We start from the raw sequence: 23,231 nt of genomic DNA on the forward strand, positions 1-23,231 counted from the left end.
AGAGAATTGCTTGACTTGGTGTGAAAACAACACTATCCAGTCGCTGGACGCAACGCTGACGGTCGTACGCTTTCCTCTTAACGCAGGTGTGTTTGGGTGTGAGCATGATCGAGCACGAGGAGTACCTTGAGGCGGAACTGCGCAACGCCCCGAGGTGGTTGTCTAACCAGCTCTTCCACTACACGAACGCCGAGGCGGCTATTTTCGGCGTCCTCCGCAGCGGAACGCTCAGATTGTCCCCCTTCGAGTCGACCAACGACCTCTGGGAGTCTCGCCCCCTCTATCCCAGTTTGCAGGCGCACGCCGACGATCTCTCCTTCGATGCAGGGATGGATTTATGGAATGAAATGGACAGGTCGATTCGAATCCACGCCAAAGTCGCCTGTCTAACGCAAGACTGGGACCTGCCCGAGTCAGTCTTGAACCCTGACGCGTTGCGAGGATGGAATCACCTCTCCCTCTGGGCGCACTACGGCGCAAGACATATGGGAGTCTGCCTTCAATTCGACCGTGATAAACTGATCGAAGCTTTCACCAATGCATTAGTCCCGGGAACTCTTCTCCGCTTTCACGGCCCAGTCGTATACCGGAGCGTGTCGGCTGGCCCCGGCCCAGGCGGAGTCGACATAGGGCAGATTCGCGAGTTCGGTCTCGACGCAGTGTCAATCAACTACGCAGAGACACACCATGGTCAGATTTTCTTTCGAAAACACGCAGACTGGGCCAACGAGAGTGAATACAGGCTAGTCCTCCTCGACCAATCCGTACTCCCTATAGATTTCTCCATCCGTGAGGCACTGACGGGAGTGTTTCTCGGAGACGCATTCCCTAGCAGTCGCCTTCCAGCATTGCTGGCCACACTACAGGCATACCCAAGTGTCAAAGTCTTCCGACTCAGGTACCACAACCGTTACTTGTTACGCACCCCTTTTGATGTTTCCGGGCCCGTACGTGCAGCGGGAACAAATCCGCTACTGGATACCCACAACCGTCCCGGAACTCTAGATGAACGTCTGGTCGCGCTCAAGAACAGTGTCCGCACAGCCAAGCGGCGGAGAGAGGAGGCCGCAACTCTCTGCTCGGCGCACATGGAGTCACTGGAGAAAGCAATAGAAAAGATCGCCATGGCAATTCGCCCAAAATCAAACGTCGAGGTCGCTGTACACAAGGGCAGTACTGCCGTACCCGACCACCAGCGCTCCCGTGCCCCTGGCGTTCCGGGAGAACAAATCCACTTCGAGAGTGGATATATGTGCGTCGTCGAGAACCTCCCCAAGCAGTCGCATACACTTGTGGCCGCCGTCGCCGTGCAAGTCCTGAGTAACGCCCAGGCGCGTATTCACGCGATGATTCGAACTGAGCATTGGAAACCGACTGGTAATGAGCGTGTGGAGCACTGGCGTGAAACCCGCGAGGCAGCACTAACTGATCTTCCAACAACACTTGAATCGGTCGACAGAAATCTGCGCGAGGCACTTGAGACCTCGCGCTCAGACTTCGACAGAGCCCGAGGCCGGTAGTCGAGGATGCCGCCAAAATCAACAAACCACTCATTTGGCCAGACCGGATTAAATCCCATGAAGTGGGCCGGACTTACAACGCGGCTCGCCGAGCGCCTATTGGCCCGGTGGTAAAGGTCCGCCCGGCACACATTGACGAGACGCCCCCAACGCGGCTTGGACCGAATGGGCGGCATTCGAAGCGCCGGGCCCGTGCCGCCGCCGAGCCGCGAGGACTTCAGCAGTCGACGTGTTCACCCCGGGCCCCATGCGGCGGGCGCGACGAGCGTGTAGGGGTCCTCGATGACGGCGCGGATCCCCGGGGCGAGCTCGGGATCGAGGCGTGACCGCTTCGTGTCCTTGACCCACGGAAAGGCGGCGCGCAGCAACTGGTATAGCCGCATGACGTAGAATGGAGACTGACCATTCGTGGGGATGCTGCTGCGCCAGCGCCGCATCGTGTGTGCCTGGACCCGCATGGGTTCGAAGAACGACAGCGCGGTCGCCACTTCGAGGCACCTCTCCTCTTCGCGACGGGGATGCAGCGCGGCGAGCAGGAGCAGCATCGCCAGTGGGTCATCGCTTTCCGGCCAGGCGGCCGCGACCGTCCCACGCTCGAAGCCAAGCTCCTGCGCAGAAGCCCAGTCACGGGCGCGGCCGGACACCTCGGCCATCAGGTCAGTGAGTGTTCGCCGCGCCATCATCCGACGACGATATGGCACGGCGCGGGTGGGCTGCCTGGCTGCGAACGGGCGCGGAGGGAGCCTCGGGAACGCCGGCCGAGCAGGCTCCCACACGATTCGTCAGGGGCACCGCGCATAAGAGGGAAGGGGCGCTGTTGAGGGGGAGGGAGCAGAGGAGCCGCGGAGTGCCGCAGACGGGGCCGCCCGAGAGATGCTCCCGGCCGGTGGACATGCCGCGTGAGCCCCTTGGGGCACACGCCTGCCCAGGCGGCGCTCTCATCAGGTGCGTGGCAGGAAGGAGCCTGGGCCTGTGGGCGCCTCTAGAGCCTCAACACTCCCACGGCCTGGGGTGGCCCTCGTGCCGGGGCCAACCTCGCACATGTCGTGGGCAAGCCCAGGTGCTCCAGAATCGCCCGCACCCCGGGGGGCCCCTTCAAGTACGCCAAGACCCTTAAGCCTGCCTCCACACCTCACGCAGTGGGCGTGACGCCCGGCCCCACCAAGGGCGCCAGGGATGCACGGCCGGGCCGCCTGTGCATTCGAGCACTCCACTCCGTGCAGCGGGCTGCACACCCGGCGGGGGGCGCGGGGCGGCGGCCGGGCCCATCTCCTCGGAAGGAGGGGGCTTCCCGGCTGGCCCTGTTGGTGCATTGCTGAACCTCCATGTGCCGGGAACGCGCCGCCCCCCCTTTTGACGGCCTTCGCGCCGCCCAGCCCAGCGAGCACACCCGCTGGCTGGCGGAGCCCGATGAGCCCGCGCTGCGCGAGCTGCTCCACGCGCGCTACGCCGGGAGCTACTCCTACCGCTTCCTCCATGAGCCTGGAGGGGCCTCGCGGCTCTGGAGGGCCGGCGCGCTGCTCAGCCTGGGGGAGTTCGACGCCCAGGGCACGCTCCTCTGGCACACGGGGCTGTGGTGCAAGCCGGGGCGGGACTCCCTGGACTCGGGGCTCTCCATGGCCCTGCCCATCCGGCGCACCGCCATGGACCGCTCCGAGCACGAGCGGCTGTGGAGCCACCTCCTGGAGCTGCTCAAGGCGCGCGTGGGCTTCCTGCACCAGCAGACATCCACGCTGCACCTCATGGCGCAGCGCTACGCGTCGCGCTTCATGCGGGCCGTGCCGGTGGGCCTCATCGTCGACTACACCGAGGGGGAGAGGCTGGTGGGGGTGGAGGGCTCGGGCCTGCCGATGCAGGCGCTGGCGATGACGACGGTGCTCGCGCCGCTGCCTCCGCGTCGGCGCTTCCTGCCCGCGGGGCCGTGGGGGGAGTGGCTCGCGTCCATCCTCGCCGCCACGGGCCTGCCGGGGACGGTGGAGCTGACGCCGCTTACGCGCCGCCCTCGCGCTGGGGGTCTCGTGCCGCGCCCGCTCGACTGGAACGAGTCCCTGCTGCTCGAACGGCGGGAGCTGGTGGGGCCCGCCGGGGAAGGGCAGGGGGCCACGGCGCTCCCGTCCTCGCGGGCGCGCGTGGACCTGGTCCACCTGTCCATGGGCGAGCCCCAGCGGGTGGCCGAGGCCACGCCCGTGCTCCTCGCGGCGGGCTACCTGCCGACGGGCCTCCGCCCGCGCCTGGATGCGCCCGACGACATCGTCTTCCAGCACCTGCCGGCGCCGGAGCGGGCGCGCGAGGCGGTGGGGCGGGCGCGGGTGGACGGCGAGGCGGCCCGGGCCCTGTGGAGCGGATGGGTGGAGCGATGCGCGCGAACTTCGTAGACACGCTCCTCGCGCGGCTGGACGGCGAGGTGGCCACCATCTGGGCCACGGTGCTGCTGCGCATCGACGCGCGGCCCGACGTGGCGCGGCTGCGCAAAGCCTTGCGCGCCCTGGTGCGCGAGAGCGAGCGCCTCAACGTGGCCTGGGACGACGCGCGCGGTGCGTGGGTGCCCGCGCCGCGCACGGACGAGGCGGTGGACGCGGCCCTGCTGGAAGGCGCCGAGCCGCTGGACGAGCCCGAGGCGGTGACGCGGGTCATCAACACCCGGGTGGACCTCGCGAGGGACGTGCCGCTGCGGCTGCACCTCCACCCCCTGGCCGATGGCGCGCCAGGCCCGTGGCTGCTCGCCATCCAGCTCCACCACGCGATTGGGGACGCCAAGGCGCTCGCCCACCTGCTGGAGCGGCTCTGGCTGCACTGCGCGGGGCGCGCGGCGGAGTCGCCCCCGTTGGGTCCCTCGACGCTGACGGATGGCAAGGTGCTGCTCGCGGCGCTGCGCGGGCCGGGCCGGGTGCTGGGCCTCGCGAGCCCCCGCCGCCGGCTCCTCGCGCCGCGGGGCCTGGGCCTGCGCCGCAGTGGAGACACCGCGGGCCGCTCGTTGATGGCGACGGCGCGCCTGACACTCCCGGCTGGCCGCACGGACGTCCAGGCCTCGGAGGTCTTCTTCGCCGCGCTGCTGGCGGGCGTCGCGCTGCGCGAGCCCACGAAGGACGGGCTCATCCGCCTGCGGGTGCCGGTGGACCTGCGGCGCATGCTGGGGCTGGGGCGGATGCTGGGCAACGGCTGCTCGACGGTGCCGCTGGAGTTTCCCCTGCGGGAGGTCCGCGCCCGGCTGGAGGACGCGCCCGCCCTGGCGGCGCTGGTGCGCGAGGCGCTGCGGCGCGCGCTCGACGAGGGCGTGCACTGGACGACGGCGCTGGAGTGCATGGCGGTGGCGCGGCTCGCCCCGGGGCCCGTGCTGCGGCGCAACGCGCGCCCCGGGCTGGTGGCCGAGCCCCGCACCAACACGCTGGTGGCGACCTACCTGGGGCGGCTCGACAAGCACTTCGTGGACGCGCCCTTCCGCATCCACTCCCTGCGCAGCCACACGGCCACCTGGGGCGCGACGGGCCTGGGCTTTGGCGACACGCTCAACATCAACACGGCGACGTTCGAGGGACTGTGGACTCGGGGCGAGCTGCGCGACTTCACCGAGCAGCTCGCGGGCTGGGCGTCCTCGGGCTTCGGACTTCCGGCGGAGGTGGTGGGACCATGAAGGGGCTTCGCGACGCGCCCGCGCTCTACCTGGGCTTCATCTCGCTGCACCTGCTGCTGGGGCACCTGGGCGCAAGCCTCGTCTACCGCCTCCGCTTCGGCCGCAGCCCGCTGGCCTACCGGAGCACCGGGGCCGACTCCGCCCACACGCGCCTCACGCGGCGCATCAGCGGCGCCTCGCTGGTGTGGGCGGGCTCGGTGGTGGCGGCGGCGCTCTGGCCGCGCTGGTCCGAGCTGCCCTGGGGCCGGCCCCTGCTGGCCCTTCCGCCGGAGGTGGGCTGGGCGCTGGGCGTGCTCGGGCTGGTGGGCATGCTGGCGGCGCAGTACGGCATGGGCGCGACGTTCCGCATCGGCGTGGACGCGGGGGAGGCCCCGCCCGTGCTGCACGAGAGAGGACTCCACCGCTCCTCGCGCAACCCCATCTACGTCTTCTCCTACCTGTACCTCGTGGGCGCCTCGCTCTGGGCTCCGTCGCTGGTGACGCTCGGGGCGTGCGCGGTGCTGGGGGGGCTGTTCCACGGGCTGGTGCTCCAGGAGGAGCGCTACCTCTCCGCCCGCCTCGGCGAGGCCTACGCGCGCTACCGCCAGCGCGTCCCCCGCTACCTCTAAAGGCCCCATGCAGCCCGCCCTCGCCCCCGTCTCAACTTCACCCGCAGCCCCCGCCGGGCCGGGCCCCTCCCGCGACGAGCTGGTGGAGTTCTTGCGCATCCGCCCCGCGCGGGCCCTGGGCATGGCGGCCCTTCACCTGGGCGTGTGGGGGCTGGCCGGCGTGGGGCTCGCGCATGTCAGCGGCTTCTGGCTGAAGCTGCCCCTGTGGCTGCTGGCGGCCCAGGCCGTCATGGGGCTCATCCAGCTCGACCACGACGCGTGGCACGACACCCTCTTCACGAGGCCCTGGCAGAACCGCCTCTTCGGCAACGGGCTCAGCCTGCTCGTGGGCATCGCTTACGAGCCGATGCGGCACGACCACCTCGCGCACCACCGCTGGAACCGCACCGAGAAGGACCCTGACGCCTACAACGCGGGCCGCCGCTCGCCCGGGCTGTGGGCGCTCTTCTACGCCACCGTGCTGCTGGGCCTGCCGCTCAGCCTCGTCTACTTCAACGTCCTCTACCCGGTGCAGCACTTCGACGCCGCCCGCCTGCGCCGCCATGCGCTGGTGCTGCTCGGCTACGGGGCCTTCTACGCGCTGCTCTTCTGGCTCCTGGCGGGCCACGGGCTCCTCGGGGGCGCGGTGGAGTGCTGGCTGCTGCCGGTGCTCTTCGCCAGCCCCCTCAACGGACTCAAGTCCATCTCCGACCACCACGCCAACGTCTGGCGCGGCGACCGCTTCCACACCGCGACGACGGTGCGCGGCACCCGGCTCGTCACCTTCCTGTGGAACGGCCTCAACCACCACCTGGACCACCACCTCTACCCGCGGGTGCCCGGCTACAACCTCGCGCGGCTGCACGCGCGCCTGCGCCCCGAGCTGCTCGCGCGCGGGGCCCCCGTCTTCGACAGCTACCTCCACGTCATGTGGCGGGCCCTCCTGGCCGGCCCCATGGTGGTGGAGGAGGACGTGCGACTCGTCACCCTGGAGCGAAAGCGCCCATGAACGCCCTGCGCCGGCTGTACGCGGACATCCGCTACGAGGACGGCCGCTGGCCGCTGTCCCGGTGGGACCTCAACCTGCGCTACCTCACCAAGAGCCTCCTGCACCTGCCGGAGCCGCGCTCGGCCGAAACCGGGGAGCACTTCGCGCGAGTCTCCCGGCACCTCGCCTCGGGGAGCTGGCGGCACGCGGGCGCGCCGGAGCTCCGGCTGAGCGCCGTGGGCGACATGATGTGGATTCGCAGCGGCTTCCACCGCGCCCTGTCTCCCGGCGTCCGGGAGGTGATGGCGGGGGACGCGGTGGCCTTCGCGAATCTAGAGACGCCGGTGGACCCGGCGCGGCCCGTGCCCCGGCTCGTCTACGAGACGCTCCACTACAACGCCCCGCCGGACTACCTCGCGGCCTGGGAGGGCACGGCGCGCCGCCGCGTCTTCTCCCTCTGCAACAACCACGCGCTCGACCAGGGCGCCGAAGGGCTCAAGCGGACCCGGGGGACGGTGCTGGCCTCCTCCCAGCACCGCTGCGTGGGAGGCCCCCGGCCGGAGGACGCGGTGGCCGCCCTGGAGGTGGACGGGGTGCGGATGGGCATCGCCGCCGTGACGTATGACATCAACCACCTGGTGGGGGCGCCGCCCGCCGGGGTGCCGGTGACGCGGCTGGGCAGCCCCCTCCACGCGCCGGACTGGGCGCGGCTGGGCGCGCTCATCGACGCCGCTCGCGCGGTGGGGCCGGACCTGGTGGTGCTGATGCCGCACTGGGGCTTCGAGTACGAGTACTGGCCCGAGGCCCTCCAGCGCGAGCACGCCTGGCGGCTCATCGAGCGCGGGGCGGACGTCCTCCTGGGCTCCTCGCCGCATGTCCTCCAGCCGGTGGAGTGGGTGTCCATCGACGGCGCGGACGCCACCTGCCCCACGCAGGTGCGCCGGGGCGGGCCCGCGCGGATGGGGCTCATCGCGTACTCGCTGGGTAACTTCCTGAGCATCATGCCCACGCTGGCGTGCCAGACAGGGGCCGTGCTGAAGCTCGCGCTCGCCCGGGACGCGCGGGGCGTGCTCCAGCCGGTGGATTTGCGCGCGGTGCCCACCGCCTGTGGACGGGGACTCGGAGGGGAGGGGTTCCTCGACGCGGGCGTGGTGCGCCTGGACGAGCTGCCCAGCGAGCGGGCGGCGCCGCACCTCGCGCATGCCCGGCGGACGTTGGGCGCGCTGCTTTCGGACCGGAGGGACTGAGGATGTCGTCGATTGAGGAGCAGTTGGAGGCGCTCACCGTCGGGATGGCGCGGCAGGTCGCGAGCTGGCTGCCGGCGGTGACGCCAGAGCGCTACGTGGCGTTCCTCGACATGATGTACCACTACACGCGGCGCAGCGGAGACCGGCTGCGGCTCGCGGCCGAGCGCGCCACGCTCCCCGAGCTGAAGGCCTTCTTCGCGGAGCTGGCGGGGGACGAGCAGTCGCACTACCTGCTGGCCAAGGCGGACCTCGCGGCCTTCGGGCGCGAGCCCTCGTCCGACACGCCTCGCGAGGTGGCCGACTTCCACGCCTTCTGGGAGGGAATCGGGCCGGAGCGGCAGCTCGCCTTCCTGGGCGCGTTGCGCGTGCTGGAGGGCGTGGCGGGGCACCTGGGAGGCGAGGCCCGCCAGGGGTTGGGGCGGCTCGGGCTGGAGCGGACGAAGGCGCGCTTCATCCTCGTCCACCTCGACGTGGACCTGGAGCACGGCGCGCGGGCCCAGGCGCTCTGCGCGGCGCTGGGGGCCGGGCACCCGGAGTCGCTGCTCGAAGGGGCCCGGCGGGCCGCCGACTTCTGGGTGGCCATCCACCGCGCGGCGCTGGCCGGCGAGGCGCGGCCCTGAGCGGGCGCCTCAGCGCACGGAGAGGACGACAGCGTCCCTCTCCGTCTGAACCTCGCGTACCTGCGTCACGACCGTCGGCGTCCAAGAAGTTCAAGGATCCTGTCCCACGTTCGCGGATCGTGCTTTTCACGAGGTGGCAGTTTGGCGAGCGCGGTTTCGTTGTACTCATCAACCGCCCGCGGATCCGCCCCCTCCGCCATCAAAAGCTCGATGATGGGAACGTTGAACTTACGAGCGGCCATGCCGAGCGGCGTCAATCCGCGAAGTCCTCCCCACTCGTCCATCGTTCGTCCAGCACCATGGCGCAGGAGCAGCGCCGTGAGCTCCGGATGTTCATGTTCTACGGCCAGCTGCAAAGGTGACTCATGCGTTGATCTGCGGACGTTCGGATCCGCGCCTGCTTCGAGAAGCACCCGTGCGACCTCCGGCTCCGGAGGTTCCATGGCGCTGAGGAGCGGCGTCTCGTGATGATGGGCATCCCATTCGTTGACGTCCGCACCGTGCTCGATCAACAGCTTGATGAAGGCAATCGTTCCCCCAACGCCAATCTGGCCGATGGCGACATGCAGGGGGCGCCAGCCATCTTCCCTGGGCAGGTTGGGGTCTGCACCGCGAACCAGCAGCGCACGAACACGCTCCAGATCATGCTGGACGATGGCCTCGAACAATTCGGATGACAGCATTGGGCTCGGCAATGCTCGCCTGGGTGGCGGAAAGGGACTCGTGCATCGACGGGCGGTTTTGTAACGACTCTCCTCCGCGCTGTCGACACCCTCCTTGTTGGGGCACCACCTCCGGCCCCTGTGCCCCCTGCCTCGATGCGGCCGAGGGTCTCGACGGGGCACCCGCCTGCCCAGGCCGCGCCCCCATCAGGTGTGTGGCGGGAGCCTGGACCTGTTGGCGCCTCTTGAGCCTCAACGAGGGCGATCGTCTCCCAATCGCCGCTACCGCCGCCCTGGCGGGCCCCATCATGGGGTCCTTCATTGGGTATGAGCTGTCTCATGCCGCCAATAGCGCGACACCAGCGCCGTCGGAGGTCCGCGTGCTTCCGTCGGTGGCGGTGTCTCAGGGTGGAATGGCGTTGGGGCGGGGTGGCCGCGTCTGAGCTCCTGACGTGACGAGCCGCCGCTCGTGATTCAACGCGGCACCGAGCTGTCCTCCAGGCTCGGGCCGTGGTGCGGTGCGTCGACCTGGTGTGTGCGGATGTCGCCGTTGGCAGGTGGGACGGAGGCGTCACCTGTGATGCGGAACAGAGGACCTGGACGACCTGCTATCCTTTGAGGCGCTTCAGCCGTGAGCGAGTTGGAAGCCGCTGTCATACCAACCTGGGAGGGGACGATGCTCTGTTCCGCGAAGAAGGCTGTTCAGGTATTGCTTGCCGTTGTCACGGGGGCGGCTGTGTCGTTCGGAGCCACGCTGGCGGTCGCAGCGCCCGCGGAGCCGCTGTCCTATTGTTCTGGCAATTGCGTCAATGAGTGCATCGAGGCGGGCTTCGCCTATGGTCGATGCTCTGGCGATGTCTGCGTTTGCTTCCCCTTCTCCTGAGCCTCCGGGCAGCGCCTCGCGCGGATGTGCAGGGTACCGCGGTGCGAAGCCGGGATGACTCGCGTGCGGTTGCTCGCCCTGCTCTCGAATCCCAGCCGGGGGAGGAGGTCAGGGCGTCGACGCGGCGGGCCGCGCTCCGCGGATACGGAAGGAGGCGCCGTCATGGGAGGCAGGGACCTCCTCAGGACAGGTGGATGGCGACCTTGCCGCGGGCGTGTCCCTCCTCGAGGTACGCGAGGGCCTGGGGCAGCTCCTCGAACGGGTAGGTGCGGTCGATGACGGAGCGCACGGAGCCGTCGGCCAGGCGGTCGCGCAGGTACTCCAGGTCGTCCAGGTTGCTCTTCATCGTCAGGTAGCCCAGGCGCTTGCGACTACCGAGCGAGCGCAGCGGCCCGAGCAGGAGCGCCGCCGCCATCTGCTTTCCCGCCCCGCCCGTCATCACGTAGCGGCCGCCGGGCGCGAGCGCGCGCTCGTAGGCGCTCAGCGGGTGGTAGCCGTTGGCCGCGAGGATGACGTCGTAGCGCTGGCCGCCGCGCGTGAAGTCCTCCTTCGCGTAGTCGATGACCTCGTCGGCTCCGAGCGAGCGGGCCAGCTCCTGGTTGCGGGCGCTGCACACCGCCGTCACCTTCGCGCCCATCGCCTTGGCGAGCTGCACGGCGAAGGTCCCCACGCCTCCGGAGGCGCCATTCACCAGCACGGACTCGCCCGCCTGGAGGCGACCCTCGCGACGCAGCCCCTGCAGCGCCGTCACGCCGGCCAGCGGCGCCGCGGCGGCCTCTTCGAAGCCGAGGCTCGCGGGCTTCGAGGCGAGGACGCCCTCGGGCGCGCAGACGTACTCCGCGAAGGCGCCCCAGTTGCTGCTGCCCAGCTCGCCCATCACTTCATCTCCGGCCTTGAAGCGCGTGACGCCGGGACCCGCGGCCTCGACCACGCCGGCCAGGTCGCAGCCGAGCACGTTGTACCGGGGCTTGAAGAGTCCGACCGCGAGCCTCGCGAGGAAGGGGTCGGCGCGCAGGATGTGCCAGTCGGCCGCGTTGAGCGCGCAGGCCCGCACGCGCACGAGGACCTGGCCTGCGCCCGGCGTGGGGACGGGGCGCTCCTCGCACTTCAGGACCTGGGGTGAGCCGTACTCGTAGAAGGTGATGGCGCGCATCAAGGGATGGCTCCAGCGGTAGGGGGTGGAGGAGGGCCGCGGGTGCTGGCGGAGCAGGGAAGCAGGACTCAGGACACCTGCACCATGATGGGTACGGCCGGCCTGCCGCTACCGAAGCGAGGCGGCCAGAGCCTGGGGCTCCTCCTCCGGCGACGCAGCGGCGGCGGCGGCGGGAAGCACCGTGGTCCCCTCGTATTGCACCGACTTGGGATAGGGAAGTTCCAGGCCGTTGGCGTTGAAGGCGTCGAACAACAGCCGGTTGAGCAGTCGCTTCACGTCGAAGTGCGTCCCTGGCTGCACCTTGGCTTCAATGCGAATGGTCATCCAGCTCTCGTCCATGCTCTCGATACCCAACAGCTTGGGCATCTCGGACACCTTGCCTGCCGACAGCATGGGCACCTGCTCGCAGACCTTTCCAATCACATCCAGCACCTTCTTCAAGTCGCACTCATAGGCCACGGCCATGTCCACGACCGCCAGCGTCCAGCCGCGACTATAATTGATGACATTCTTGACTTCGCCATTGCGGAGGATGTGAAGGCGCCCGAAGCGATCGCGAATGCGGGTGATACGAGGCGTTATCTCCTCTACCACGCCCTCGGTATCGTTGATTCGGATGTAGTCGCCGTTCAAGATCTGGTCCTCGAAGAGCAGGAAGATGCCGTTGACCATGTCCGTGACGATGGCCTGTGAGCCCAGACCCACGGTGAGACCGACGATGCCGGCGCCAGCGAGGATGGGGGTGGGGTCCACACCCAGGTCGCTGAGCACCATCATCCCCACCAGGAAATAGACCAGGTACGTGGAGGCTCTCTGGATGAGCGCGACGAAGGTGTTGCGCCGCCGGGCCTTGTCATCCAGGTCGAGACCGTCCACCTTGAAGGCCCGGGCGATGAGCAGCCGGACGAACTCCACGACGACGCTGGCGGCGAAGAACAGGGCGATGACGCGGATGAGCACCGGCCCGTACGGAGCAAAGGACTCCAGGCCCTGGAACCGACGGATGATGAGAGTCGCCACCGAGATATAGACGATGGCCTCCAGGCTCCGCTGCCCCACCGGTAGCAGCCGGCTGAGGGCCATGAAGTACTCCTCGTACTTCGTGGCCGTGCTCTTCGTCCGCCAGGACTCGACCAGCCGAACCGACATCAGGTGCAGCAAGGACACCGCCAGGCGCCCACCGCTGATGCACAGCAACACGAAGACGGTGGTGCCAACGAGCCACTCGAGCGCGGCCGGGGGTTGCAGCGAGGTGACCGCCATGCCCACCGCGAAGTAGGCCAGCACCAGCTTGATGAAGCCGGGCCCCTGCTCCATCGCCTTCTGGGCATGTGCCTTCGGCTCCGGGCTCAGTTGCCACTCGTTCATCCTGCGCTCGAGCCGCATCAGGAGCTGGCGTGCCGCCCGATCCAACACCAGGTAGGCCGTCAGCAAGAGCACCAGCAGGCCCGCTCCGCGCCCCAGGGCCGCCAGCCCCTCCACCGTCACCCCCGCCAGCAAGGCATTGAAGGAGGGCTCCAGATCCTTCTTCGCCCACAGGGAGAAGCCCAGCACGGCGATGCCGATGATGACCACCACGAAGGACAGGAGGGCGGCGCTCAGCCGGGCGCGCTTGCGAAGAGCGTCCGCCATCTGCTCCAGCGCCTTCACACCCATCAGCCGGATGCCCTGGTACAGCAGCGCACTGGAGGCCACGAGCACGGCCCAGAGGACGAGCAGCAACAATGCCACGCTCAGTCCGACGAGCCATGCGTTGTTCAACTCGACCGTATCCGCAAGTCGGAAGATTTCCATACGCTGGGGCATAGCACACCAGCGAACACGTCGCGCCCCGCGCCCGAGGCGGAACAGAGGCTCCAGCATCTGGCCAGGCAGGAAAGGCCGCGAGCCTTTCGCCGTGGTTCCCATCCAGTGCGGGCAAGGCAACCGTGGAGCCCGAGACAGCGGCTGGGAGGAAGTCGATGAAGGGGTAGACGCCGTGAGCGCATAAGAGAAAGGGGGCGCAGTCCCCTATGACCGCGGTTCGTGTGGCGACGGAGTCTGCGGCTACAACGAGGAGCTCTTCTCCTGCCCGGCGGACTGCGACATCTGCGGCAATGGGATTTGTGGTCCCACCGAGACTCCATACGACCGCAGCGCGGACCGCGGATGGCTCCCGCCGGGTACGAACGCACATCGCGATGCCCAGCGCGGCGAAGATGCCGGCGATGCGCCCCAGCTCCTCCGCGTTCAGCAGTTCCTTCTTGCCGCCCCAGGACGCGGGAGAACAGTACGTGCAGCGGAAGCTGCGGCGGTCCGTGATGCTCAGCCGCAGGTACGTCATGCGGCGCCCCAGCGCATCCAGCAGGGGCGGGGCGAGCGGATCCGTCTGGAATGCGCACAGTGGGCGTGGCGGGCGGGAGCAGAGCGGGAGGTGAGGGACGCTGACGCGGATCCCGACGGTGCGCGGGCAACGTCGAGCGTGGTTTGGACACCATGCCTGGCGGCCTCGAAGAGCGGACTGCGGGGCCGCTTCCGCCGGACGGCAGAAAGCGCGTGGCATGAGGGCCCGCCAGGCGATAGGGTTTCTCGGATGTACTTTGCTCGCGCTCTTGTCCGACTGTGCTCGGTGGTCTTGCTCTCAAGTCTCGTCATCGTGGGGGGCGCGAGTTGCGGGGATTCAGAGACGGCGTTGCCGTCGGCCGTTCTCGACGTCACTCCATCCGTCCTCTCTCTCGTCGCAGGCACGTCCGCGACCGTGAAGGCAACGTTCACGGCCGATGGCGCGGCGACCCAAGACGTGACGGAGTCAGCGACGTGGGCGAGCAGCGCTCCCGGCGTCGCCACCGTCGCGGCCGGCAAGGTGAACGCGGTCGCGGCCGGCGCCGCGACGATCAGCGTGACCTCGGAAGGACAGACGAAGACCGTCGCCGTAACGGTGACGGCCGACAACAATCCCCTCGTCTCGCTGAGCGTTACGCCGGCGGCGCCAACGCTTCCGCCCGGCGCGAAGAAGCAACTCGTGGCGACCGGCACCTACGCCGATAGCAGCACAAAAGACATCTCGAGCGCAGTCGTTTGGAACTCGGCGACGTCCACCGTGGCGACCGTCGACCCGACCGGGCTGCTCACGTCGCTCGCCGCCGGAACCTCGAAGATCACGGCGACGCTCGGCACCGTCACTGGGAGCACCGAGGTCACGGTCATCGAAGTAGAGGTCGTCTCAATCGCTGTCACGCCGGGAAGCCCGAGCATTGGCGCTGGCGCCACGCAAGCGTTCACCGCCACCGCGACGATGACCGACAACACGACCAAGGACCTGACGACGCTCGCAACATGGACGTCGGGCACGCCGACCTCCGCTTCCATCGCGAACACGGGCATCGCCAAGGGACTCGCGGTAGGAACGTCGACGATCACCGCGACGTTCAACGGCATCAATGGGTCGACGCTTCTCACGGTCACGGAGGCAACCCTCGTGTCGATCTCCCTGCTGCCGGCGAACGCAACGATCCCGGTGGGCATGAAGCAGAATTACTTCGCCACGGGCACGTTCAGCGACGGGTCGACGGAGGACCTCACGGAGACGGTTGCGTGGAGTTCGGGCGATCCGACCCACGCAACGATCAGCGATGCCGCCGACTCCACCAAAGGAGAGGCAACGGCGATCGCTCAGGGCTCAGCGGTGATCACCGCGACGTACGGCGCGATCATGGGCAGCACCACGCTCACCGTATCGCCGGCAGAGGTCATGTTGATCCGCGTCACGCCGATCGCCTCATCGGCTGTGGTGGGAGCCACTCGTCAATACACCGCCACGGGCGAGTTCACTGACGGGACGTTCCACGATCTCACGAGCGTGGTGGCGTGGGCGTCGAACAATGCCACCGTCGCGCCCATCAGCACCTCAGGGAGCACACCCGGCGTCGCCCTGGCCGTCAGCCCGGGCAGGGCCACGATCAGCGCAAAGTCGGGCGGGGCCATGGGCTCCGCGGTCCTCACCGTCACACCCTAGCGTTACTGCCGCGAGTGTGCCTGGTACGCCTGCGGCGCGTGTCCTCAGGCCCTTGCGCGGGCAGGGCGCCTCTTTTCTCCAGCAGGCGCGGCGCGCCACGAAGCGGGCACGGTCTCCGGCGATTCACGCTGGAGGCCGGCCCGCTCCGTGACAGGTTCAATCGCTCCGGGGTCTCGCGCTAGCGAGGCGTGATCGCGAACCCGGTGCAGTCCCCGCTCTCCATCGTCCAGAGCGAGGTGGCGGGACCTTCCTTCACGTAGAGCTCGCCGTTGCTCGCGAGCACCGCGATGCCCGTGCCCGAGAGCTGGAAGGCCGTCACGGACGAGCTGACCCATTCCCAGGGACCGTCCCACGCCCCTTCCTTCACGAACACGTGGCTGTCCGTCTTCAGGACGCCGATGCGGTTGCCCGAGAGGGAGATGGCCTGGACGTCACCCGTCACCATGTTCCACAGCTCGGTGAGCGCGCCTTCCTTCAGGAAGAACTGGCCATTGTTCTTCAGCATGCCCACGCGGTCGCCCTCGAGCGCGAGGGCCGTGACGTCTCCACTCATCAGGACCCAGGCCGCGTTCCATGCGCCTTCCTTCACAAAGGCCTCGCCGTTCGTCTTGATGATGCCGATGCGGTCGCCCGACAGCGAGATGGAGGCCACATCCCCGGTCACCAGATTCCACAACCCGGTGAGCGCGCCTTCCTTCAGGAAGAACTGGCCATTCTGCTTCAGCACGCCAATGCGGTTGCCCGCGAGGGCAATGGCCTTGATGTCGCTGCTCTGGACGACCCAGGCCGCGTCCCAGGTGCCTTCCTTCACGTAGGCCTCGCCGTTCGTCTTGACAATGCCAATGCGGTTGCCCGCCAGCGCGACGGAGGCCACGTCCCCGGTCACCGTATTCCACAGCTCGGTGAGGGGGCCCTCCTTCAGGTAGAGCTGGCCCCCCTGCTTCAACATCCCGATGCGGGCGCCGTCCGTGGGACAGTAGCCTCCCGCCTCCAGACACTGCCCCCGGCAGGCCTGGGCCGTGGGGCAGACCTGATTGCCCTCCAGGCACGTCTGCCCCCGGCGCATGCAATAGGTGCCACAGAGGTACGCGTTGCTGCAGATATACATGCCGTTCAGGCAGGTCTCGAGGGTGGGGCGATAGCAGGCCCCACCACACTCCTCGGAGCCCAGGCCGCAGACGGTGCCATTGCTGCAATTGGAGCTGCCTGGGAAGTAACAGGCGCCGCCCAGCGGAAAACCACAGGTCGACCAACCCGTGGGGCATTGCGCGAGGGCCTCGGTCGAGACCAACGCGACGAAGAGCGACAGGAGGATGGAGAGAAGGGGCCCGTTGGAGGGCCTGAAGCGTTTCGGTGTCATGTGTCCGTTCATGGGGGTATTCGAGCTACGGCGTGGCCAGGACGAGCTGCGTGGTGGCCGTGGTCTCCCAGTTCCAGAGCCCGGTCCACGCCCCTTCCTTCACGTACCCATTGCCATCCGTCTTGACGATGCCGATGCGCCTGCCCGCGAGGGAGATGGACTGGACGTCACCCGTCACCAGGTTCCAGGCCGTGGTGAGGGCTCCGTCCCTGAGGAAGAACTCACCGTTGAGCCGCAGCACGCCCACGCGGTTCTCGGTCAGCGCGATGGCCTTGCTGTTGGAGCCCAGCGCGACCCAGATGGCGTTCCAGGCGCCTTCCTTCACATAGGATTCGGTGTTCGTCTTGACGACGCCGATGCGCTTGCCCGACAAAGCGATGGCGGCCACGTCTCCCGTCACCAGGTCCCACAGCGCGGTGAGGGCGCCGTCCTTCAGGTAGAAATCGCCGTTCAGCTTCAGCATGCCGATGCGCTTGCCGGAGAGGCTGAGGGCCTTGACGTCGCCGCTCATCAGGACCCAGGAGGCGTTCCAGGCGCCTTCCTTCACGTAGGCCTCGCCGTTCGTCTTGATGATGCCGATGCGGTCGCCCGACAAAGCGATGGCGGCCACGTCTCCCGTCACCAGGTTCCACATCGCGGTGAGGGCGCCATCCTTCAGGTAGAAGTCGCCGTTCAGCTTCAGCACGCCGATGCGGCTGCCAGACAAGGCCACCGCCTGGATGTCACCGGACTGAGGGACCCAACCGGAGGCGGCGCCACCCTCTTGTACGTGCGCTTCGCCTTGGGTCTTCAGGATGCCCACGCGTGGGAGGGGAGGGAGGGTGTCGTCCATCTTCTCCTGAAGGAAGACCGTCATGACGGCGTAGCCCGTCTCGTTGGGGTGCGCGGTGCCCGTGGTCTCGGCCTCGCTGTCCTCCGGCCCCTGCGTCGAGGACGCGTCGTAGCCGTTGTTCACCCAGCGGTTGCTGGGAGATGCGCACAGCCCGTGGCCCACGCCACTGCCGACACCCGCGAATGCATCGGAGATGCCCGACACATAGTTCCAGCCATGGCGCTCGGCGGCGTCCTGCATCATGTTCATCAGGGGCAGCCGGACATAGCCATCCAGGTACGCCAGCTCCCCGTAGGACACGTCCGCTCCGACACCGGCGTAGAGGTTCGTCTCCTCCAGGATGGAGGAGCAGATCTGCCCGGAGTTGCCACGGGCGAAGTCCGGATACTCCATGAGGTACGTGCTCCGCACGTCGAGGCCCACCTGCTTGAGTTGCGTCTGGAGCAGGTCGTAGCTCGTGGGCAGGGCGGCCTTGAGCACGTCGACCTTGGAGCGCAGCTCCTGCCCGTCGTTGCCCTGGTGGCAATCCGTGTGCACGACACAGAACCGGAGGATGTCACCGAAACCCACGTCATTGCCGCCGGCGCTGAGGACGAGTGCGTCGATGGGGCGGTTGCCCACCAGCGTCACGAGCCGGTTGAGCTGCGAGGGCATGTAGTGCTCGGGATTCCAGGCGCCGTGCTGGTAGGCCGGGGCCTCGATGCCCACGTAGGGGCCGAGGATTCCCGAACCGCGGGGCGGCCCGTCGCTGGCGGTGGCGAAGCCGTCGAAGATTCCCAGGGGGAAATTACCGCCCCAGTTCTCATATTCGTAGGTCGTTCGCTGGATGGTCGCACCGGAGCACGCCAGCGACAGGAAGGTCACGGACGAGTGTGGGTCGCTCGACTCCAGGGCCAGCGCGGCCCGCGCCGCCGGAGACTTGAAGGAGCGATGGCATCGCGCATTCTGCCAGACCGGATGCGTGTCGGTGTCCCCCCAGTGCGCCGCGGCGTCCGGAGCCCCTTCTCCCGAGCCATAGGAGTCACCCAGGCTGACGACGAGGTAGTCACGGATCGTCACGAACCGCTGGTACTGCGCGGTCTCAATCGGCCCGCCCCCCAGGAGCTCCGAGTGGGTTATCGTCAGGCGGACGTCGTAGGCGCCTTGCGTGGGAAAGGTATGGTTGATCTTGCAGACGCCGCCCATGTCGACGGTCGTGCCGGCAATGGTCCAGGTGAAATTGTAGCCAAAGAGGGAGTATCCGATGTCGTCGAATTCCGGGGGGCAGCCATTCAACGTGCTGGTGTAGCCGCTGTGGGCCTCTGGATGGAGATAGCTCGCGGTCTCGTTTTCTCCGCTGGCGAAGCGGGCCCCTTGAAACCAGCGAATGCCCTCGGGCAATGGATTGTACGGATCGGTGAGAGCCTTTTCCTCCGACCCTGTCTGTTGCGGCGCATCCTGGTGGTTGGCTTCAGGGGAACCACACGCCAGGGGGATACACAGGACCGTGGCGAACACCGCTTGCATACAACGATACATGAAGGATTTCCTTTGCGCGCGACAGGGCGGGCCGCGAGGAGACGGGTCGCTGATTTCACCCTGACGCGCGCTCGAACCAGTTCCCCCAACAGGGCCCTCGGCCCTCTTAGTCGTAAGTCCGATTTCGGACAAGTGTGGTTTGACGCGATGGAAAGACTGAGGGTGGCTCAACTCACGTGAACGGGCTCCCTGGCATCCAGGCCATCGTGGCGAGCGCAAACTCTTGCTCACGCTCGAGGTATGGGAGCGCGTGGTGGAATGGCTTGGACTGGCCCGTGTCAGGCAACCCGATGAGCGTGTCGGGCCTCACCTGGCGGAGGCGGCGGAAACCGACCCCACCGAGTCCCTCGCACGCTGGACGACGAACCGACCTGGTGCCTGAACGGCTGCTCAGTGTCTTGAGCGGGTGTGGACTGCGTCGTTCCCGGAGCGCTTCCACGTCGAGGTGTGCCTGACGCTGTCGGCGGGGGGACTCGGCGAGGCGAAGGCGGGCGCCGGACTCGACAATCCCAGGCGCGCCGGACCAGCACGACGCCGTCCTGATAGGTGCCGTGGGCGTGGCGGCCCTGTCGCGTGGCTGCGCCAGGCTGAAAAGCTCCGCACGCAGTTCGTGCCACACCTGTTGCGCGGTTGTCTCTGGGGACTGTGCCCCCAGGGAAATGTCCCACGCCTCGCTGTTCGCGCGTCTCCTTGCTCGCATCGAATGGATGTCCCGAGCGCTCCCGAAGCAGGGCACACATGTCTGCCTGTCGGTGCGTGTCACGCGACATGGGCTTGCTCCCATGACCGAGAGGAAGGCCAGGTGTCGACGACGTCGGAGCATGGTTTCTGGAAGTGGGGGCCTGCCTGCACTGGCATTGACAGGGTGCGGGGGCTCATTTCAAGAGTCGAGGCCATCGCGCCTGGGGCACGCCTCCCTGGCGCTGTGGCTCACGGTATGACCGCCGTCAGTGCCAGATGACCTGTCCACCACCGTCCCCATCGATGTCGCGCTTGGGAGGAGCTGTCCCATGGGTCCACGCTGCCAGACGAGTCCAGCGACACATTCACGATGCCGCCCGCCACGAAGGCCGTCACGTGGCCCGAGCCCTCGGCCACGAGGTCCAGGTCCACGGCCCGGAGCGAGCGCGCCTCCAGCCCACCGTTGCCATGCAGTCGCGCATCCAGGTGACGACGAGGTGCACTTCGTCCCGTTGCCGCCGCCCACGCGAGGAAGTGGAGCGGCTGGTGGCGGTGGTTCGCAGGTGGGCGCTGACGGCGAGAGCTACGGCTTCGCGGCAGGTGATGGTGCTGGCTGGTAGTCGCGGACGAACTCCATCGCGGCGACCGTCCGCGACGCGCCCCCAGGGCCCACCAGGTAGAAGAACGGAACGTCGCTGCTGGCGTACCTCTCGCCGGCATCCCTGGCGAAGTCGACCACCCTCCAGACGGGGAGCGGAGCGTCTCCTCCATCTTTCACTCCGGCCTCGACCCATTCGGACCCGATGGAAACGGACGTGACGCTGAATGAGCTCATCCCCTGGACTCTACCCTGGCCGAGACGTCCATGCTGCGCAATCCGCGGAAGCCCTTGACCCAGCCGATAATCTCAACAGAATGACAAGAGTCATTCAGTGGGGGAATTCATGCACCGTCTCTTTCGGAGTCTCGCGGTCTGGTCCTTGTGCACCTTGCAATGGGGTTGTGGGCAGACAGACATTTCCACGCCAGAGGAGCCACTGTCCTCCAAGCTCGAGCCCGCCGTCGCCACGCTGTTCAATCAAGATGTGGGGGTCATCGCGGGCTCCGCGGGTTGTCCCAGCTCCGCGCCCGCCCTCTGGATGCACATGGACAACGAAGACAGCCGCGCGGCCAGCTATCTGAGGGACTGGGTGGGGAGCACCCAGTTGGATGAAGCGCGCAACACCACCTTCCGGTTCTGCCGCGTCGATGGGGCGAAGTTCAAGCCACTCGAGACTCACCCCACCACGCGCAGCGCCTATGCCGTGCTGATGCTGGGGGAGATCTGCCCCCCGGGTTCCTGGTACTTCTCTCGATTCTTCGACAACGAAGACCGAGACAACAGGAACGCGAACTCAGGCGGCATCCAGCCCAACGGCAATGCGGCCGGGGATACGATCATGTTCTTCTGTTTGTTCCATGGGGGTGGCAACCCCAGCACGCCCGCACCGAGCCTTCCGGACCTGGGGTTCGAGTATGGCGTCTTCGCGGCGCAGAGCTTCACCTTCGGCACGGCGAAGGGACAGATCTTCACCGACGACGAGGACACCCGGAACACGAACAGCTACAGCGTGTGGTCTGAGTATCGACACCTGGCCCTGACCATGGTCTCGGAGGGAGAGAACACGTACATGCACGTGGCCCGTGCGGGCGCCATCTCCTGCGGCGACAACGTCTGCAACGGATTCGAGAGCGAGCTGACGTGCCCCGCGGACTGCACCCGGTGCGGAGATGCCTCCTGCGGCCCACTCGAGAACCCGACCTCGTGCCCCTATGACTGCGGTTCGTGTGGCGACGGAGTCTGCGGCTACAACGAGGAGATCTTCTCCTGCCCGGCGGACTGCGACATCTGCGGCAATGGGATTTGTGGTCCCACCGAGACCCCCTCCGACTGCAGCGCGGACTGCGGATAGCTCCCGCCGGGTACGAACGCGCATCAGAGGGAAGGGGGCGCGGTTGAGGTGGAGGGAGGGAGCAGAGGGGCGGAGGAGGGCCGTAGACGGGGCCGCCCGAAAGAAGCTCCCTGCCGGAGGACAGGCCGCGTGAGCCTCCTTGGGGCACCCGCCTGCCCCGGGGGCCCCCTTCACGTACGCCAAGACCCTTGAGCCTGCCTCCACACCTCACGCAGGCGGACACGTCGAAGTCGGACGTCCTGCTGCGCACGGCGCGCGCTTCTGGTCAGGCCCGAATCTCGCCAGACGCATCATGGCGCCGCGCCTAGCGTCGCGAGCATGACCTCAGCGAACCCTTATGGCGACTCGCGCTTCGAATGCCTCGGTGGAAGAGGCGTCCTGTTCCTCGCGGCAGCGGCCGGCGTGGCCACGTCGACGAGCTACGTCGTCCAGCCGGAGCTAACCCGCATAGCCGCCGATCTCGGCGCGTCGCTCGCGACGACGAGCACCGCGGCGGGCCTGCCCATCCTGGGGTACATGTTCGGCTTGGCGCTTCTGGTGCCCCTGGTGGATCGCCATCCCGCCCGACAGCTGGTGTCCGTCCAACTCGCTGTCCTGAGCCTGTCCCTCGCGCTCGCCGCCATCGCCACGAACGTCTACGCCTTTGGCACAGCTCTCCTGATCTCGGGGATCTGCGCGAGCACCGGCGCCCAGATGAGCACCCTGGCCGGCAAGCACTCGCCAACCGAAACGCGGGGACGTGCGCTGGGAGGCGTCACGGCCGGGATATCGGCAGGCGTGCTTCTCGGCCGGGCGGTCGGGGGCGGTTTAGCCGATGGAATTGGATGGCGCGCCATGCTGGTGATCGTGGCCGGCGCCTGCCTGGTTTGCGCGGCGGGGAGCAGGGTCATTCTTCCGGGCGCGACTCAACACCGAGATCAACCCTACCTCGCCACGTTGGTCGCCATGCCGCGATTGCTGTGGACCTCCCCTGAACTGAGCGCGGCGGCCGTGTCCGGAGCTCTATGGTTTTTCGCCTTCAGCCTGATCTGGATGGGTCTGTCTCTGGCGCTCGCCTTGCCGCCGCTCAACCTGTCGCCGACCGTCATCGGCCTCTACTCGCTCGCAGGCGTGGCGGGAATCGTCGCGACCCGCGCGGCGGGACAACTGGCGGACAGGTTCGGAAGCCGCCCGGTCGTGTTCGCCGGCCTGGCGCTGGCCCTCGCATGCACATTGGCGATGGCGCCCGCCTTGAGCTTCGCTCCCTGGATGCTATTGGCCTTGGCCCTGTTCGACACAGGCCTGTTTGCCGCCCAGGTCGCCAACCAGCGCCGGGTCCTGAACATCGATCCGCTGCAGCCGGCCCGATTCAACAGCGTCTACATGGTCGTCTATTTCATTGGCGGGAGTCTCGGCACGGCCATTGCCGGCCCCATCGTCTCGCTCTTCGGCTGGCCCGCCGCTGCGGTCACCTCGGCCTTTGCCCTCGCGGCCGCCGGCGCCCTCTACCTGATGCGGGAGCCCCGCGGGGCCGACTAGCGACCTCGGTGGACGGTCAGTTCTCGACAGCATACAAAAACGAGGGGCTTGAGAAGGCAACGGACGACTTGATTGATACGGCAGT

17 protein-coding genes are annotated in these 23,231 nt (G+C 67.8%); 10 read left to right on the forward strand and 7 right to left on the reverse strand.

Annotation, left to right across the window (positions count from 1 at the left end):
- Positions 1-104: 104 nt before the first annotated feature.
- Entirely contained in the window at positions 105-1,520 is a 1,416-nt protein-coding gene (locus tag HUA75_RS09310) for a DUF2971 domain-containing protein (RefSeq protein ID WP_254627520.1), read from the forward strand.
- 233 nt (positions 1,521-1,753) lie between these two features.
- Here the strand turns inward: HUA75_RS09310 and HUA75_RS09315 are convergent, their stop codons facing one another.
- A complete protein-coding gene (locus HUA75_RS09315) occupies positions 1,754-2,173 on the reverse strand; it encodes a hypothetical protein (protein ID WP_174486162.1) in 420 nt (139 codons plus the stop codon).
- A 672-nt stretch (positions 2,174-2,845) separates the two neighbouring features.
- Here HUA75_RS09315 and HUA75_RS09320 point away from each other — a divergent pair.
- The 6 genes from HUA75_RS09320 to HUA75_RS09345 are packed head-to-tail and all read left to right on the forward strand — an operon-like array spanning position 2,846 to position 8,593.
- A complete protein-coding gene (locus HUA75_RS09320; RefSeq protein WP_174486163.1) occupies positions 2,846-3,895 on the forward strand; it encodes a hypothetical protein in 1,050 nt (349 codons plus the stop codon).
- Entirely contained in the window at positions 3,877-5,151 is a 1,275-nt protein-coding gene (locus HUA75_RS47695; RefSeq protein WP_174486164.1) for a hypothetical protein, read from the forward strand. The genes HUA75_RS09320 and HUA75_RS47695 overlap by 19 nt, the downstream gene beginning before the upstream one ends.
- Positions 5,148-5,759, forward strand: coding sequence for an isoprenylcysteine carboxylmethyltransferase family protein (locus HUA75_RS09330; protein WP_174468853.1), 612 nt, complete (start codon positions 5,148-5,150; stop codon positions 5,757-5,759). Before HUA75_RS47695 ends, HUA75_RS09330 begins: the two co-directional genes overlap by 4 nt.
- Positions 5,760-5,766: 7 nt before the next feature.
- Positions 5,767-6,747, forward strand: coding sequence for a fatty acid desaturase (locus HUA75_RS09335; protein ID WP_174486165.1), 981 nt, complete (start codon positions 5,767-5,769; stop codon positions 6,745-6,747).
- On the forward strand, positions 6,744-7,973 hold the full coding sequence (locus HUA75_RS09340) for a CapA family protein (RefSeq protein WP_174486166.1): 1,230 nt from the start codon (positions 6,744-6,746) through the stop codon (positions 7,971-7,973). The genes HUA75_RS09335 and HUA75_RS09340 overlap by 4 nt, the downstream gene beginning before the upstream one ends.
- 2 nt (positions 7,974-7,975) lie before the next feature.
- On the forward strand, positions 7,976-8,593 hold the full coding sequence (locus HUA75_RS09345) for an iron-containing redox enzyme family protein (RefSeq protein ID WP_174486167.1): 618 nt from the start codon (positions 7,976-7,978) through the stop codon (positions 8,591-8,593).
- Positions 8,594-8,658: 65 nt separating this feature from the next.
- On the opposite strand, the gene HUA75_RS09350 is transcribed toward HUA75_RS09345, so the two are convergent.
- From HUA75_RS09350 to HUA75_RS09360, 3 genes are all read right to left on the reverse strand, one after another.
- Complete coding sequence (locus HUA75_RS09350; protein WP_174486168.1) at positions 8,659-9,276, reverse strand: ankyrin repeat domain-containing protein; 618 nt, start codon at positions 9,274-9,276, stop codon at positions 8,659-8,661.
- Between the two features lie 1,043 nt (positions 9,277-10,319).
- Positions 10,320-11,291 (reverse strand): NAD(P)-dependent alcohol dehydrogenase, encoded by a 972-nt coding sequence (locus tag HUA75_RS09355; protein ID WP_174486491.1) that lies wholly within the window; start codon positions 11,289-11,291, stop codon positions 10,320-10,322.
- A gap of 108 nt (positions 11,292-11,399) precedes the next feature.
- Positions 11,400-13,052 (reverse strand): mechanosensitive ion channel family protein, encoded by a 1,653-nt coding sequence (locus HUA75_RS09360; RefSeq protein ID WP_254627474.1) that lies wholly within the window; start codon positions 13,050-13,052, stop codon positions 11,400-11,402.
- A gap of 811 nt (positions 13,053-13,863) precedes the next feature.
- Here HUA75_RS09360 and HUA75_RS09365 point away from each other — a divergent pair.
- Complete coding sequence (locus HUA75_RS09365) at positions 13,864-15,285, forward strand: Ig-like domain-containing protein (protein ID WP_254627475.1); 1,422 nt, start codon at positions 13,864-13,866, stop codon at positions 15,283-15,285.
- A 178-nt stretch (positions 15,286-15,463) separates the two neighbouring features.
- Here HUA75_RS09365 and HUA75_RS09370 read toward each other — a convergent pair whose 3' ends face one another.
- The 3 genes from HUA75_RS09370 to HUA75_RS09380 form a co-directional block, all read right to left on the reverse strand.
- Positions 15,464-16,645, reverse strand: a complete 1,182-nt coding sequence (locus HUA75_RS09370; RefSeq protein WP_141647821.1) for a hypothetical protein — start codon at positions 16,643-16,645, stop codon at positions 15,464-15,466.
- Positions 16,646-16,670: 25 nt separating this feature from the next.
- Positions 16,671-18,995, reverse strand: coding sequence for a hypothetical protein (locus HUA75_RS09375; protein WP_217446005.1), 2,325 nt, complete (start codon positions 18,993-18,995; stop codon positions 16,671-16,673).
- Between the two features lie 1,264 nt (positions 18,996-20,259).
- Complete coding sequence (locus HUA75_RS09380) at positions 20,260-20,511, reverse strand: hypothetical protein (RefSeq protein ID WP_174486172.1); 252 nt, start codon at positions 20,509-20,511, stop codon at positions 20,260-20,262.
- A 109-nt stretch (positions 20,512-20,620) separates the two neighbouring features.
- Here HUA75_RS09380 and HUA75_RS09385 point away from each other — a divergent pair, with 109 nt between their 5' ends.
- Both HUA75_RS09385 and HUA75_RS09390 read left to right on the forward strand, forming a co-directional pair.
- Positions 20,621-21,628 carry a hypothetical protein gene (locus tag HUA75_RS09385; RefSeq protein WP_174486173.1) on the forward strand — a complete coding sequence of 336 codons (1,008 nt, stop codon included), beginning with the start codon at positions 20,621-20,623 and terminating at the stop codon, positions 21,626-21,628.
- A gap of 318 nt (positions 21,629-21,946) precedes the next feature.
- Positions 21,947-23,146 (forward strand): MFS transporter, encoded by a 1,200-nt coding sequence (locus tag HUA75_RS09390; RefSeq protein ID WP_174486174.1) that lies wholly within the window; start codon positions 21,947-21,949, stop codon positions 23,144-23,146.
- Positions 23,147-23,231 lie beyond the last annotated feature (85 nt).

The sequence above is a fragment of the Myxococcus sp. CA040A genome, from assembly GCF_013336725.1.
Classification (GTDB): domain Bacteria; phylum Myxococcota; class Myxococcia; order Myxococcales; family Myxococcaceae; genus Myxococcus; species Myxococcus llanfairpwllgwyngyllgogerychwyrndrobwllllantysiliogogogochensis.